The organism is Pseudonocardia sp. 73-21, assembly GCF_001899645.1.
Classification (GTDB): Bacteria; Actinomycetota; Actinomycetes; order Mycobacteriales; family Pseudonocardiaceae; genus Pseudonocardia.
This window is the reverse complement of the sequence record NZ_MKVV01000091.1, coordinates 197,248-212,097: the sequence shown is the minus strand read 5'-3', so window position 1 is coordinate 212,097 and position 14,850 is coordinate 197,248. Positions and strand designations below refer to the sequence as shown.

General features: G+C 75.4%; 12 protein-coding genes. 7 read left to right on the top strand and 5 right to left on the bottom strand.

All coding sequences use genetic code 11. The features are described from left to right. Positions 1–9: 9 nt before the first annotated feature. A complete protein-coding gene (locus BGP03_RS28890) occupies positions 10–1,551 on the bottom strand; it encodes a mucoidy inhibitor MuiA family protein (RefSeq protein ID WP_298799093.1) in 1,542 nt (513 codons plus the stop codon). A gap of 2 nt (positions 1,552–1,553) precedes the next feature. Beyond that, on the bottom strand, positions 1,554–1,985 hold the full coding sequence (locus tag BGP03_RS28885; RefSeq protein WP_296368350.1) for a DUF5709 domain-containing protein: 432 nt from the start codon (positions 1,983–1,985) through the stop codon (positions 1,554–1,556). Positions 1,986–2,147: 162 nt separating this feature from the next. Between BGP03_RS28885 and BGP03_RS28880 the strand changes: the two genes are divergently transcribed. Continuing rightward, positions 2,148–3,137, top strand: coding sequence for a hypothetical protein (locus BGP03_RS28880; RefSeq protein WP_298799092.1), 990 nt, complete (start codon positions 2,148–2,150; stop codon positions 3,135–3,137). Positions 3,138–3,193: 56 nt separating this feature from the next. On the opposite strand, the gene BGP03_RS28875 is transcribed toward BGP03_RS28880, so the two are convergent. Next, the gene (locus BGP03_RS28875; protein ID WP_298799091.1) at positions 3,194–5,674 is read right to left on the bottom strand and encodes a SpoIIE family protein phosphatase; all 2,481 of its coding nucleotides are present in this window, start codon (positions 5,672–5,674) and stop codon (positions 3,194–3,196) included. Between the two features lie 45 nt (positions 5,675–5,719). Then, the gene (locus tag BGP03_RS28870; RefSeq protein WP_296368344.1) at positions 5,720–6,085 is read right to left on the bottom strand and encodes a hypothetical protein; all 366 of its coding nucleotides are present in this window, start codon (positions 6,083–6,085) and stop codon (positions 5,720–5,722) included. Positions 6,086–6,105: 20 nt separating this feature from the next. On the opposite strand from BGP03_RS28870, the gene hrpB reads away from it, so the two are divergent. The 5 genes from hrpB to BGP03_RS28845 all read left to right on the top strand — a co-directional run bounded on the left by hrpB (position 6,106) and on the right by BGP03_RS28845 (position 12,002). Next, positions 6,106–8,637, top strand: coding sequence for an ATP-dependent helicase HrpB (gene hrpB, locus BGP03_RS28865; protein ID WP_296368343.1), 2,532 nt, complete (start codon positions 6,106–6,108; stop codon positions 8,635–8,637). A 32-nt stretch (positions 8,638–8,669) separates the two neighbouring features. After that, positions 8,670–9,062, top strand: coding sequence for a DUF6319 family protein (locus BGP03_RS28860; protein ID WP_363094674.1), 393 nt, complete (start codon positions 8,670–8,672; stop codon positions 9,060–9,062). Positions 9,063–9,080: 18 nt separating this feature from the next. Then, positions 9,081–10,490 carry an SDR family oxidoreductase gene (locus tag BGP03_RS28855; RefSeq protein WP_296368339.1) on the top strand — a complete coding sequence of 470 codons (1,410 nt, stop codon included), beginning with the start codon at positions 9,081–9,083 and terminating at the stop codon, positions 10,488–10,490. Between the two features lie 142 nt (positions 10,491–10,632). Further along, positions 10,633–11,757, top strand: a complete 1,125-nt coding sequence (locus tag BGP03_RS28850; RefSeq protein ID WP_296368337.1) for an inorganic phosphate transporter — start codon at positions 10,633–10,635, stop codon at positions 11,755–11,757. Positions 11,758–11,768: 11 nt separating this feature from the next. Then, positions 11,769–12,002, top strand: a complete 234-nt coding sequence (locus BGP03_RS28845) for a hypothetical protein (protein ID WP_296368336.1) — start codon at positions 11,769–11,771, stop codon at positions 12,000–12,002. 133 nt (positions 12,003–12,135) lie between these two features. Here BGP03_RS28845 and BGP03_RS28840 read toward each other — a convergent pair whose 3' ends face one another. Next, a complete protein-coding gene (locus BGP03_RS28840) occupies positions 12,136–14,019 on the bottom strand; it encodes an ABC transporter ATP-binding protein (protein WP_298799089.1) in 1,884 nt (627 codons plus the stop codon). On the opposite strand from BGP03_RS28840, the gene BGP03_RS28835 reads away from it, so the two are divergent. After that, positions 13,918–14,829, top strand: coding sequence for a metallophosphoesterase (locus BGP03_RS28835; protein WP_298799136.1), 912 nt, complete (start codon positions 13,918–13,920; stop codon positions 14,827–14,829). The genes BGP03_RS28840 and BGP03_RS28835 overlap by 102 nt on opposite strands. Positions 14,830–14,850: the final 21 nt, after the last annotated feature.

Genomic DNA, 14,850 nt, shown 5'->3' with positions numbered 1-14,850 from the left:
TGCCCGGTGCTACGACCATCCGGACACAGGCGTGTCCTTGGCGTGTTCCACCCCGAACCGGACGTCGGCCGTCCACGTCGCCCCCGCGTCGACCGTGGCCGTCCACTCCACGCGGCCCAGCTCGTCGCGCTCGGCCGGCTCCGGCGCGAGCAGCACGTCGACGATCTTGACCTCGGCGTTCCGGGACACGGGTACGCGGTCGCGGACGGTGACCCGCGCGGGCGTGGTGCGGCCGTTGGTGACGGTGATCCGCCAGCGCTCGACGGCGCCGCGGGTGCTGCCGAACCGCGCCTTGTGGGCGGTGCGCTCCACCAGCTCCCGCTCGACCGTGACCCGGTCGTCGACACCCAGCGCCAGCTCGATCTCGCCGCCCGGGGCGGTCTGCTCGAGGGCCGTGGTGCCGACGAACGCGTCGTCGAGGAACGTGGAGACGGGCCCGGCGAGCAGGGTGCGGCCGCTGTTGGTGACGACCGCCCGCAGGTGTGCCTCCGCCCCGAGCGCGGGCGCGGTGACGTGGTCGAGGCGGGCCGGCAGGTCGAACGCAGCGATCGTCGTGCGGTGCGGGGTGCCGTCGCCGGGGACGGCGGTGGGGCGCGCGAGCCGCCACGACGCCGACACGGTGGACTCGACGGCCACCGCCTCGACGGCCGGCACGGCCTTGCGGGCCACCGCGCGCTCGGGTCCGCCCGCGGCCATGTCGAACGACGCCGCCGCGGGCATGGCGGCCATCGGCATCATCGGCGGCCGGACGTCCACCCACCACGGGTCCAGCTCCGGCACACCGGTCGTCACGGCGGGTCGGGCCGTGGAGAGGGTGAGCTCGCACTCCGGCCAGTCCTCGCCCGTGCTCTGCGTGACCATCCCGAACCAGGTGAGGCCGAGGGTCTCGCCGGCCAGCCGCGCGTCGTAGGCGGACGACCAGCCCGCGCCGTGCACGACGTAGGTCAGGTCCAGCTCCAGCTCGACGGCGTCGTCGGCCTCGACGGCCACCACCACGTCGCGGCGCTGCCGGCCCGAGTTCCGCAGCCGGTCCAGCTCCGCCCGGGCGGCGTCGATCGCGCGCTGGCCCTCGCGACGCCGCTCGGCGTTGGCCCGGCGGCCGACCGCCACCTCCACGAGCTGCGCCGACACCGCGGTACCGACCTCGGACACCCGCCCGATCCCCGCGCTGCCGTCGGCCAGGGCGGCGGCGAGGCGGTCGCCGGAGCGCAGGGCCAGGCGCTGCAGCATCTGCTCGCGCGCGACGTCGCCGGCGTCCGCGCCCTCCAGGACCTGCACCTCCGCCAGGGCGTCACGGAGTGCGGCCTCGGCCGCCCGCACCCGGTCGTCGGGGGCGTCGACGAGATCCCGCCACGCGACGTCGACCCCGACCACCCGCACGGCCGCGGCCGATCGCCCGGCCACCCGCACCGACTCCTCCAGCAGCGACAGGGGCAGCCCGGTGACCACGAGCCCGGTGCTGCCCGCCGCGACCTCCACGCGGCCGCGACGGGTGACGCGGGCGCGATCGGGATGGACGGTGACGGCGACGATCGGCGCGGTGAGATCCATGCTCAGTCCTCGTCCTCCACCACGTGCACCGCCGCCTCCTCGGCCGAGGCGCCTGCGCCGTCGATCCCGACGTCGGACGCCCACGCGTCGGGGTCGTCGTCGGTGACGCCGCCCTCGTCGGCCGCCACGAGCCGGCCCGAGCGGCGGTCGCCGACCTGGTCGTCGCGCAGCTCGCCGTCGGTGTCGGAGGTGTCGCCCAACCCCTCGTCGTCGTCGCCGATGTCGGGCACCTCGCGCGCGAGCCGGTGGTCGAGGTCCTCGCCCTCGGCCTCCTCGCGCGCGGTGGTGCCGAAGTCGTCGACCGCCCACGGGCGCTCGGCGGGCGAGTAGCCCTCGTCGAGCGGATCGGCCACACCCCGGTCGTCGAGGGTGTCGCCCTGGTCGAGCTGCGCGTCGCCGTCGAGGTCGTCGCCACTGTCCGGGTCGTAGGTCATACCCGGAAGACTGTCAGGGTTCCGGCGACCGCATCACGAGGGGTGGGGACGCGGCCGCCGGATGCACGGACGGCGGTTCGGGGGTACCGCCGATCCGTGCCTACCCCACGGTAACCATGTCGGCGGGTGCCGGAGGATCTTGGCGGCATCTAGGGTCGCGGTGTGCCCGACGCCACCGAGTTCGACGAGGTCGCCGACGAGCTCTACGCGACCAACCCCGACGACTTCGTGCCCGCCCGCGACGACGCCGTGGCGCGGGCGAAGGAGGCCGGCGACAAGGACCTGGCCCGCGCGGTGGGCCGGCTGCGGCGCCCCACCAAGGCCGCGTGGCTGGCCAACCTGCTCGCCCGCCACCGCGCCGAGCAGCTCGACGGGCTGCTCGCACTGGCCGGGGACCTCGCCGACGCCCAGCGCACCCTCGACGGCGCCACGCTGCGCGCGTTGTCGTCGCAGCGCAGCCGGCTCGTCGCCGCCATGTCCCGCGAGGCGGGGCGGCTCGCGGCGCAGGCCGGTGACTCCGCGGGCGAGTCCGTGATCCGCGACGTCTCCGGCATCCTCGAGGCCGCCCTGGCCGACCCGGGCGTGGCCGAGGAGGTGCGGGCCGGGCGGCTGACCCGCACCGTCAGCTACAGCGGCTTCGGCCCCGAGGCCGGATCGGGTCCGGTGCCGACCCGCCGCCCGCCTCCCCGGCCCCCGACCCCGGCCGGCGATGACCAGCAGGTCGGGGACCGGGACGCCGGGGACGGTGCCGCAGCCGGCGCCGATGACCCCGGGCGGGCCGAGCGCGAACGGGCCGAACACGACGCACAGGAGCGGGCCGAGCGCGAGCGCGCCGAACGGCAGCGGCTGGCCCGTGAGCGCGAGGAGCGCGACCGCGCGCTCGCCGAGGCCGAGGCGGCGGAGAGCCGCGCCCGCGACCGTCAGGAGGCCGACGAGGCCGCCCGCGTCGAGGCCGAGCAGGACCACGCCGACGCGCGGTCGCGGGTGGCCGACCTCGCCGCCGAGCTCGACGCCGCCCGGGAACGCGAGCGGGCCGCCGCGGCGGCCGCCCGGGAAGCCGGGGTCACGGCCCGGGAGTCCGCCCGCGTCGCGAGCGCGGCCGGCACCACCGCGGCACGGGCGCGGGCGCACCGCGACGAGCTGGACCCGTGATCACCGTTGGTGGGCGGCGGCGGCCGGATCCGGCCTCGCGTGCCCACCACCGGCGATCATGACGTGTCCACCGACGCGGGCGGCACCGTGAACCGCACCACCGTGCCGTCGTCGGAGCCCTCGATGGAGGCCGCCCGCGCGATCCGGTCGATGATCAGCAGGCCGCGCCCGCGGTAACCCGGGTCGGCCGGCGGCGGGCGCCAGTGGCCACCGTCGCGGACCTCCACCTCCACGCCACCGTCGCCGGTCACCGCCACCCCGTAGTCGACCTCACCCGCGCGCCGGTCCCGGTAGGCGTGCTCCACCGCGTTGGCGACGGCCTCGCCCAGCGTCAGCTGCAGGTCCTCGAGCTGCTCGTCCGGCAGCGCCGCGGCGGCGGCCCACTCCCGGACCTCCCGGCGCATGTGGGACAGCTCCGCCGGATCGGCCGGGCGCCGCCGGCGCAGCGGAGGGGGCAGCAGCCGGATCACCACGACCGCGACGTCGTCGGCGGGACCGCCGCCGAGGCACCGGTCGAGCAGGGTGGAGGCGAGCCGCTCCGGCGCGAGGTGCCGCAGCCCCCCGGCGGCGTGCTCGAGGCGGTCGAGGCCCGTGTCGATGTCCTCGCCGCGGCGCTCGACCAGGCCGTCGGTGTAGAGCACGACGCTCGCCCCGGGCGCCAGCACCGTGCGCTCCTCGGTGAACGGGGGCCGGCCGCGGACCCCGAGCACGGTGCCCGAGCCGCTGTCGAGGAACCGGCTGCCCGCCGCGTCCACGACCAGGGCGGGCACGTGCCCGGCGCGGGCCCAGCAGAGCTCGCCCGTGCCGCGGTCGAGCACCCCGCAGGCGACGGTGCTGGCCGCCGCCCCGTCGACGCGGCGGGCGAAGCGGTCGAGCCGCTCCAGCGCCTCGGCGGGGCCGTGGTCGTCGAGCAGGTAGGCGGCGAGCGCGCTGCGCAGCTGCCCCATCACGCCTGCCGCGTGCGGCCCGTGCCCGACGACGTCGCCGACGACGATCGCGACGCGCTCACCGTCGAGCGGGATGACGTCGTACCAGTCGCCGCCGGCCTGGGCACCGGGCCCGGCGGGCAGGTAGCGGGTGGCCACCGCGAGCCGCTCCAGCCGCGGCGAGACGGCGGGCAGCAGCACCCGCTGCAGCGTGACCGCCACCTCGTGCTCGGCCTGCTGCATGCGCGCGCGGGCCAGGGCCTGTGCGCCCTGCCCGGCCACCGTCTCGATCAGCGACCGCTGGGCCGGCCCGGGCGGGTCGGCCGCCCACACGATGCCGAGGCTGCCGGTCCGAACCCCCGCGACGACCAGCGGGATCACCGAGTGCACCGGATAGGTCTGCGTGGGAGCCCCCCAGAGCGGGCCCGGGGTCACCGTCCACGCCGGGCCGGTGCGGTCGGCCACCAGCGGTCCGGGGCCGGTCAGCCGCCGGGGCGGGTCGCCGGGGAAACCGACCGACGCGACGGCCTCGACGTGCTCCTCCTCGTGGAGGGTGACCACGGCGGCCACGGCTCCGGCCGCGACGGCCTGATCCAGCAGCACCGCGGCCACGGCCGGCAGGTCGACGGCCGCCGACAGGGCCGACAGCGCCGCCGAGAGCCGCACCGCGTACCGGCGGCCGTCGCTCTCGGCCTGCAGCAACCGGGCCCGGGCCACCGCCTGCGCGCACTGCTCGACGAGGGCCGCGGCCGTGGCGCGCTCCTCGGCCCCCAGCGTCCGCGGTCCGGGGAACCCGGCGGCGACGGCACCGAGGGACTCCCCCGCCACGACGAGCGGCCAGACCGCGAGACCGCGATACCCGCTCGCCGCGATGACGTCCTGCAGGTGCGGGTAGTCGCGGGCCCAGTCGTCGTCGTGTTCGAGCAGCACGGTGCGGGGGCCGCGGGCGGCGTCGGCCACCGGCGTCTCCCCGGCGAGCGGCAGCGACGTCCAGTCCCGCACGACCGTGGGCCCCCAGCCGGACATCGCCGACGACCGGAGCACCCCGCCGTCGGTCTCCCAGACCGCGACCGCGGGCGTGGCGAGCAGGCGCGCGAGGTGCCGGCGCGTGACGTCGACGACCTGCTCCGGGGTGGCGGAGGCCGACAGCTCCGCCGTGGCCTGCTGCAGCAGCTCCAGCCGGCGGGCGGTGGCCGGAGTCGTGGTCCCGGCGAGCAGGGCCGCCACCTGCACGGCCACGGTGTCGATGAAGGTCAGGAGCTCGTCGTCGGGCTCGCCGTCGAGGCCCAGCACCAGGACCCCGACCCGGTCGGGGCCGGGACGCAGCGGCAGCAGCAGGGTGTGGGTCGCGGGATCGTCGGCCGTGAGCAGGAGCGGGCCTGCGGCGGCGTCCTCGAGCGGCCACCGGGACGAGAGCTCGCCGGCGCGGAACACCTCGGCCGACACGATGTCGGGGGCGGCGCGCAGCAGGGCCGCAGGCACCAGCGCCGCCTCGCCGTCGGGAACCGCGATGAGGTCGAGCAGGGCGTCGAGGCGCCGTTGCGCGGGCGCCCGGAGCGTCGGGTCGGCAGCGCGGAAGAGCGGCGTCACCTCCGTCGTGCGCTCACTCACGACGAGAGCCTGCCGTCCCGCCGCTGCGAAGGCAAGCCGGGCCCGTCAGCCCTTGCGGGCCGCGAGCAGCCCCACCAGGTTCAGGGCACCCCAGCCCACACCGACGCCGATCGCCTTGCGCCTGGCCTCGGCGCTCTCGTTCGGGCTGACCGCGAACGTCACCGCGTCGCCGAGGTCGGCGGCGATGCGCGCGATCACGGCCAGCCGCAGCGCCCGGCCGGCCGGCGCGACGGCCATGGCCACGCCGTTCGCGACGTCCCGCACCCCGACCGCGCGCACCAGCACCGACACCGGCACCGGCGGCTCGTCCCCCGACAGACCCGCGGGCTTGCTGAAGATCGTGGGCTTCACCAGCGTGGAAAGGCCGTAGACGGCGGTGAGCGCGCCGAGCGTGCGGGGCAACCAGGTCATGCGTGTGATCCTTGCACCTGATGCAGCTGCCCGCCGATCTGCCCGACCTCCCCGTCCGTGCCGCCCTCGACACGGTGACGGGCACCCTCGCCGCGCACGGGACCGCCGTGCTCGTCGCGCCGCCGGGCACGGGCAAGACCACGCTCGTCCCCCTCGCGCTCGCCGCCGCGCTCCCGGGCCGGGTGCTCGTGGCGGAACCGCGGCGCCTGGCCGCGCGGGCCGCCGCGGCGCGCATGGCGTCGCTGCTCGGCGAGCCGGTCGGGCGGTCGGTGGGGTATGCCGTGCGCGGGGACCGGAAGGTCTCGGCGGCCACGCGCGTCGAGGTGGTGACGTCCGGGCTGCTCCTGCGCCGGCTCGCCGGCGACCCCGAGCTGGACGGCGTCTCCGCGGTGCTGCTCGACGAGTGCCACGAGCGTCACCTCGACGCCGACCTGCTGCTGGCCCTGCTCCTGGACGCCCGCGCCGGCCTGCGCCCCGACCTGCAGCTGCTCGCCACGTCGGCCACGGTGGCGACGGGACGCCTCGCGGAGATCCTCGGGGAGGCGCCCGTGCTGGAGGTCTCGGCCCGCACGTACCCCGTCGAGATCCGGTACGCGCCGCCCGCTCGGGGTGAGCGGATCGAGGCCTGCGTGGCGCGGGCGGTGCGCACGGCGCTCGACGGCGGGGACGTGCTGGTGTTCCTGCCGGGCGTGGCGGAGATCCGGCGCACGGCGAACGCGCTGTCGGGACTGGACGCCGACGTGCTCCCGCTGCACGGCCGGCTCACCGCCGCCGAACAGGACGCGGCGCTGCGACCGGGACCGCGGCGGCGGGTGGTGCTGGCCACCGCCGTCGCCGAGTCGAGCCTGACCGTGCCCGGGGTGCGCGCCGTCGTCGACGCCGGGCTGGCGCGCACCCCGCGCGTCGACCACCGGCGCGGCATGGCCGGGCTCGTCACGGTGCGGGTGTCGGCGGCGGTGGCCGACCAGCGCGCGGGCCGGGCCGGACGCGAGGCGCCCGGGCGCGTGATCCGGTGCTGGCCGGAAGGTGAGCTGCTGACCCGCTATCCCGAGCCGGAGATCCGCACCGCCGACCTCACCCGCCTCGCCCTCGACCTCGCCGACTGGGGCACGCCCGACGGCAGCGGCCTGCGCTGGTGGGACGCCCCGCCGGAGGGCCCGCTGCACGCCGGGCAGGAGGTACTGCGCGCCCTGGGCGCCCTCGACGCGGACGGCATCACCGGGCGCGGCCGCCGGATGGCCGGCCTGGGCCTGCACCCCCGCCTGGCCCGGGCCCTGCTCGACGGCGCCGACGCGGTGGGCGTGCGGTTGGCCGCGGAGGTGGTGGCGCTGCTCGACGACGACACCCTGAGCCAGGGGACGGAGGTCTCGGCCGAGCTGGCCTCACTGCGGGGCGGCTCGGCCCCCGGCGCCGGCCGCTGGCGCGCGGAAACCGCGCGGCTCCGCCGCCTGTGCGCGGATAACAGTGTTCCCGCACCGATAGCCGCGCACGACCCCGCCGTGCCCCCGAAGATCACCGCGCGCCGCACGTCACCGACCCGCCGAGGGCGCCCTGGTGCGGACGATCACGATCACCGGACCGGGGACGCCGCGTTCGTCGTCGCGCTCGCCCAGCCCGAGCGGCTCGCCCGCCGCCGCTCCCTCGGGTCCCCGCTCTACCTCATGGCCGGCGGCACGGCCGTCGAGCTCCCGGCCGGCAGCCCCCTGGCCGCCCAGGAGTGGCTCGCCGTCGCCGACGCCGAGCGCTCGCCGGGGGCGCAGAACGGGCGGGTCCGCCTCGCCGCCGCCACCGACCGGGAGACGGCGGAGGCCGCCGCGCCCGCCCTGCTCTCGGACGCCGACGAGGTCGTCTGGGCGAACGGCGACGTGCTCGCCCGGCACGTCCGGCGGCTCGGTGCGATCGTACTCGAGGAGCGTCCGCTGGCCCGGCCCGATCCGAGGCTGGTCCGGGCCGCCCTCGTCGACGGCCTGCGCGAAGAGGGCCTGGACCTGCTGCGCTGGACCCCGCACGCCCGCGCCCTGCGCGACCGCCTCGCCACCCTGCACCGCGTGCTGGGTGACCCGTGGCCCGACGTGTCCGACGCCGCACTGCTCGCCGACCCCGATCGCTGGTGGACCGGCCCACTGACCTCCGCGCGCCGCCGCTCGGACCTCGCCCGCGTCGACGCCGGGCCGGTCCTGCGCGGCCTGCTCGACTGGCGCATCGCCGGCCGCCTCGACGAGCTGGCCCCCGAACGCCTCGAGGTGCCCACCGGCTCGCGCATCGCGCTCGACTACTCCGGTGACCAGCCCGTGCTCGCCGTCCGGCTGCAGGAGGTGCTGGGGTGGACCGCCACCCCCGCCGTCGCCGACGGCCGGCTGCCCGTGGTGCTGCACCTGCTCTCCCCGGCCGGGCGACCGGCGGCCGTCACCGCCGACCTCGCGTCGTTCTGGGCGGGCCCGTACGCCCAGGTGCGCTCCGAGCTGCGCGGGCGGTACCCGAAGCACGACTGGCCCGCGGACCCGCTCACGGCGACGCCGTCGCGCCGACCCCGGCGGCCACCCCGTCCATGATCGCTCGAACGCGCGTTCTATCCTCTGCGACTGTGGACGACACGCAGAGCACCGAGCCGGTCACTCTCCCCGCAGGCGAGGCGGCGGACAGCGCCCCCGTCGACTCCCCGCCCAAGCGCGGCCGCGGCCGCCCCAAGGGTTCCACCGCACGCACCACCCGCACCATCGAGCTGCACCTCACCGTGAGCGGCACCGCCGACGGCGAGTGGCAGGCCGAGCTCAAGCAGGGCTCCACCTGGATCGAGCGGGGCCTGCCGGTCACCGCCACCGCCGTCCTGCGGGCCGCGCAGGAGCTGCACGCCCAGCTCGCCGCCCCCATCGACGCCGTGATCGCCGCCGCCCGCGAGCAGGCCGCCGCCCGCGTCGCCGCGCTGGAGGCCGAGCTGGAGCAGGCCCGCAAGGCACTCGCCGAGATGGAGGAGTGACCCCCGTACCCTGAGCCCGTGACCGCGATCGATCCCGACAAGCTGGCCACCTGCCTCCAGGTGCTGGCCGACGTCGAGGCGCTCGAGCCGGAGCACCCCGACGCCGTCGCGATCCGCCGCGCCACGGCGAGCCTGTGGAAGTCGGTCAAGATCGCCCGCCGGCACGCCAAGCGCGACGCGGTCACCGCCGCCGACAACGCCGTCACCGCGGCCACGGCCACCGGCGCGCCCGGCCGCATCGACGACGAGACGCAGGGCCTCCCGCTCGTGTCCACCGCCGTCGGGGCCACCGCGGGCACCCTGTTGCGCTCGCGCGCCTGCTACACCTGCAAGAACCGCTACACCGTCGTCGACGCGTTCTACCACCAGCTCTGCCCGGACTGCGCCCTGCTCAACCGCTCCAAGCGCGACGCCCGCACCGACCTCACCGGCCGCCGGGCCCTGCTCACCGGCGGCCGCGCCAAGATCGGCATGTACATCGCGCTGCGCCTGCTGCGCGACGGGGCGCACACCACCATCACCACCCGGTTCCCCAACGACGCCGTGCGGCGTTTCGCCGCCATGCCCGACAGCGCCGACTGGCTGCACCGGCTGCGCGTGGTGGGCATCGACCTGCGTGATCCCGCCCAGGTCGTCGCGCTCGCCGATTCCGTGGCCGGGCACGGCCCGCTCGACATTCTGATCAACAACGCCGCGCAGACGGTGCGCCGCTCCCCCGGCTCGTACTCGGCCCTGGTGGAGGCGGAGCGCACCCCGGCCCCGGAGCTGGTCGACGTGATCACCTTCGACCACGTGAGCGACGCCCACCCCGCCGCGCTCGCCGGCAGCCTCGAGTCGACCCCCGCCGTCACCCGGCTGGCCCTCACCGCGCGGAGCGCCTCCCCCGAGCGGATCGCGGCCGGTACCGCCATCGACGCCGGCGGCCTGCTTCCCGACACCGCCGAGCACAACAGCTGGACCCAGCGCGTGCACGAGGTGGACGCCCTGGAGCTGCTCGAGGTGCAGCTGTGCAACCAGACCGCGCCGTTCATCCTGGTCAGCCGCCTGCGCCCGGCCATGGCCGCGGCCCCGTCGAGGCGGAAGTACGTCGTCAACGTCTCCGCGATGGAGGGCCAGTTCAGCCGCGCCTACAAGGGCCCCGGCCACCCGCACACCAACATGGCGAAGGCGGCGCTGAACATGCTCACCCGCACCAGCGCGGGCGAGATGCTGGAGCGCGACGGCATCCTCATGACCGCCGTCGACACCGGCTGGATCACCGACGAGCGGCCGCATCCCACGAAGCTCCGCCTGGCCGAGGAGGGCTTCCACGCCCCGCTCGACCTCGTCGACGGCGCCGCGCGCGTGTACGACCCGATCGTCCGCGGCGAGGCCGGCGAGGACGTCCACGGCTGCTTCCTCAAGGACTACGCGCCGTCGAACTGGTAGTGACCGAACAATTCGCAACCCCTCCCGGAACGTTGTGGTTGCGCGTTCATTGTGCGTTCGCTCGAGGCTCGTACCGTCTGCGGCGCCGTGCATTCCGCCCCATCCCCTCCCTGGCACTGCACCAGCCCAATGAGGACGGCCCATGGACCTCTCCGTCATCGTGATCGCGGTCGTGATCACCGCATTAGTCTTCGACTTCACCAACGGTTTCCACGACACCGCGAACGCGATGGCCACGTCCATCGCGACCGGTGCGCTCCAGCCCCGCGTCGCCGTCGTCATCGCGGCCGTGCTGAACCTCGTCGGCGCGTTCCTGTCCGTGGCGGTGGCCAAGACCATCTCCAGCGGGCTGGTCGACGACACCGAGATCACCCCGGTGGTCATCTTCGGTGGCCTGGTCGGCGCGATCCTCTGGAACCTGCTGACCTGGCTGCTCGGCCTGCCGTCGAGCTCCTCGCACGCCCTGTTCGGCGGCCTCATCGGTGCCACCTGGGTGGCCGCGGGTGCCGACGCCATCACGTTCGCCGGCGTCGTCAGCAAGGTGCTGCTGCCACTGGTGCTCTCCCCGATCGTCGCCGGGCTGGTCGCGCTGGCCGCCACCTACCTCGCCTACCGCATCACCGCCCGCGGTGAGGAGGGCACGGTCAGGCAGGGATTCACGATCGCGCAGATCATCTCCGCCTCCATGGTGGCGCTGGCCCACGGCACCAACGACGCCCAGAAGACGATGGGCATCATCACGCTCACCCTGATCACGGCCGGCTCGCTGCCCGAGAACGCCGGCCCCCCGTTGTGGGTGATCGCCACCTGCGGCATCGCGATCGCGCTGGGCACGGCGCTCGGCGGCTGGCGCATCATCCAGACACTCGGCAGGAAGATCAGCGACATCCAGAGCCCGCAGGGCTTCGCCGCGGAGACCACCAGCGCCGCGGTGATCCTCACCTCCGCGCACCTGGGCTTCGCGCTGTCCACCACGCAGGTCTGCACCGGCTCGATCTTCGGCGCGAGCGCGGGCCGCCGGCTCGCCTCGGTGCAGTGGGGCGTGGCCGGCCGGATGGCGCTGGCGTGGCTGTTCACGCTGCCCGCCGCGGCGGCCGTCGGCGCGATCGCGTCCTGGGTCGCCGCCACCGGCACGCTCGGCACCGTCATCGTGGCCGTCGTCGGCGTCGCCATCGCCGTCGGCATCTACGCGGCCTCGCGCCGCCAGCCCGTCACCGCCTCGAACGTCAACGACGTCGAGGCCGAGCCCGTGCCCGCGGGCGTCTGAAGGAGTCGATCATGAGCATCGCCTGGGGTTCCCTGCTCGTCGTCCTGGTCGTGTCGCTCGGCGCGTCCGTGCTCGTGGTGTCACTGGTGGCGTTCGCGCTGGTGGGGCTCGGCGCCCGCACCGCGGGCCCGGACACCCGCCCGGCCACGATGTCGCCGGCCACCGGAACCGCCGTCGCAGTCGTCTGCCTGGTGGGGGCGGCCGCGATCGTGCTCTACGGGCTGTCCGTGATGATCATCAAGTAGCGAGCGGCTTTCGCTGACGCGGCGTCGGTGGTCACCACGGTGGCGGCCACCGTCGCCGGGTGGGGCAGCGGCTCCCCCTCGGCCTGCAGGCCCTCCAGGTGGAAACCGACAGGCAGCGTCGGATCCGCGGCCGTCAGGCGACCTTGTCCACAGGCCTGTCGACGGCCGCGTGCTGGCTCACCAGCGTGTGGCCGTCGCGGAAGCGGACGCCGTCCTGGCACCGCACCTCCACCTTCCCGCCCGCGAACTGCTCGGTGTAGAGCCGGGCGTAGAGGCCGTCCAGGGCCAGCAGCTCGGCGTGGGTCCCGCGCTCCACGACCTTCCCGCCCTCGACGGCCAGGATCACGTCCGCCCCCAGGATCGTGGACAACCGGTGGGCGATGGCGATCGTGGTGCGGCGTTTCGTCGCGTTCTCCAGGGCCTGTTGCACCAGGCGCTCGCTGGTGGTGTCCAGCGCACTGGTGGCCTCGTCGAGGATGAGGATGCGGGGGTCCTTGAGCAGCACCCGGGCGATCGCGAGCCGCTGCTTCTCCCCTCCCGACAGGCGGTAGCCGCGCTCCCCGACCACCGTGTCGTAGCCGTCCTCGAACGAGAGGATCCGGTCGTGGATGTTGGCCGCGCGGGCGGCGGTCTCCAGCTCCTCCTGCGTGGCGTCGGGCTTGGCGTAGCGCAGGTTGTCGGCGATCGTCGAGTGCAGCAGGTAGGTGTCCTGCGTGACCATCCCGATGGCGTCGGCCACCGACGCCTGGGTCAGCTCGCGCACGTCCTGGCCGTCGATCAGCACGCGACCGCGGTCGACGTCGTAGAGGCGCGGCACGAGGTAGGACAGCGTGGTCTTGCCGCCGCCGCTGGGGCCCACGATCGCGGCGAGCTGGCCGGGCTCGACGGTGAACGAGACATCGGAGATGGCGTAGACGCGATCGTCCTCGGGAATCTCGGCGGCCGGCCCCGCGCCCGCGACCTCGCCCGCCGGGTAGGAGAACCAGGCGTGCTCCAGCTCGATGCGGCCGGCCACCGCGTCCAGCATCCGGGCGTCGGGCCGGTCGACGATGCGCGGCGTCAGGTCCAGGTAGTCGAAGATCCGCCCGAACAGCGCGAGCGACGTCTGGACGTCGAGCGAGACGCGCAGCAGGTTGACGGTCGGGAACAGCAGCCGCGTCTGCAGCGTCGTGAACGCGACGATGGTGCCCGCGGTGACGGCCGTGCCCGAGCCCATCACGATCAGCACGCCCGCCACCAGGTACACCAGCGCGGGTGTGATCCCGAGGAACGTCTGCACGACGGCGAAGAACGACTGGCCCGTCATGGCCTGGCGCACCTGCAGGTCGACCTGGCGGGCGTTCTCCTCGCGGTAGCGCTGGATCTCGTAGGACTGCCGGTTGAACACCTTCGCCAGCAGCACACCCGACACCGACAGCGACTCCTCGGTGATCGCCGTCATGTCCGACAACGACTCCTGCGTGCGCCCGGCGAGGCGCCGCCGCACCCGGCCCACCCGGATCTGCAGCACGACGAACAGCGGCACCAGCGCGACGGCGACGATCGTCAGCTGCCACGACAGCACGAGCATCGCCACCAGCGCCGACGCCACCGTGACGACGTTGCCGAGGATGGAGCTGGCCGTCTCGCTCAGCACCGACTGCACGCCGCCGACGTCGTTGGCCAGCCGCGACTGGATCGCGCCGGTGCGGGTGGCGGTGAAGAACGACAGGTCCATGCGCTGCAGGTGCTCGAACAGGCGGCTGCGCAGGTCGGCCATGACGCGGTTGCCGAGCAGGGTGGTCTGGTAGGTCTGGAACACCCCGATCAACGCGCTCACGACGGGCACGGCCACCATGCCGCCCACCAGCCAGGCCAGCAACGACAACCGCACGCCGCCGCCGTCGACGGGGAACAGGGCGCGGTCGAACACCGCCTGCGTCAGGAACGGGGTGAGGATGCCCAGGCCGCTGGACAGCAGGACGGCCACGACGATCAGCACCAGCATCGCGCGGTAGGGCGTGAACAGCGCCCACACCCGGCGGCCCAGCCCGGAGTACCGGTTCTTCGCCATGACGGGGAGTATGTCGGGGCCCGCCGCGGCCCGCGCGCCGGTCGGGGAGTCTCGGGGCTCACCCCCGACGCACTCGTGTTCACCGGCGATCTCGCCGACCACGGCGCACCCGAGGAGTACCGGCGACTCCGGACGCTGCTGGGGTCCACGCCCGTCCCGACGATCTTCGTGGCCGGCAACCACGACGACCGCGCCGCGCTGCGCGAGCACCTGCTGGGTGCGGATGTGTGTGCAGAGCCCTATGACCACGTCGTCCGGCTCGGGGACCTGCGGGTCGTCGTCCTCGACTCCTCGGTGCCCGGCCGCGCCTATGGCGACCTGCGACCCGAGCAGCTCGCGTGGCTGCGCGCCGAACTGGCCGAACCGGCACCCGCCGGGACGGTGCTCGCGCTGCACCACCCGCCGCTGCCGAACGCGTTCCCGCTGGCCGCGGCGATGGAGCTGCAGAACCGCGCCGAGCTGGCCGACGCGATCGCCGGCACCGACGTGCGCATCGTGCTGGCCGGCCACACCCACGTCGTCAGTGCTGGAGCGATCGCCGGCGTCCCGGTGTGGACGGGCGGCGCCGCGCCGTACCTGATGGACGCCCTCGCCCCCGCCGGTGGCGGTCGGGCGCTGCGCGTGCCGACGATCAGCCGCATCGACCTCTTCGACGACGCGGTGATCGCCACGGCCGTACCGGTCGACGCCCCGGACCTGGGCACGGCCCCGGCGGAGGTGGTGGAGGCGCAGACCGCGCGGATGCTGGCCGAGCTGGCCGAGCGCATCACCTGAGTGGTTCGATCACGCGGGAAC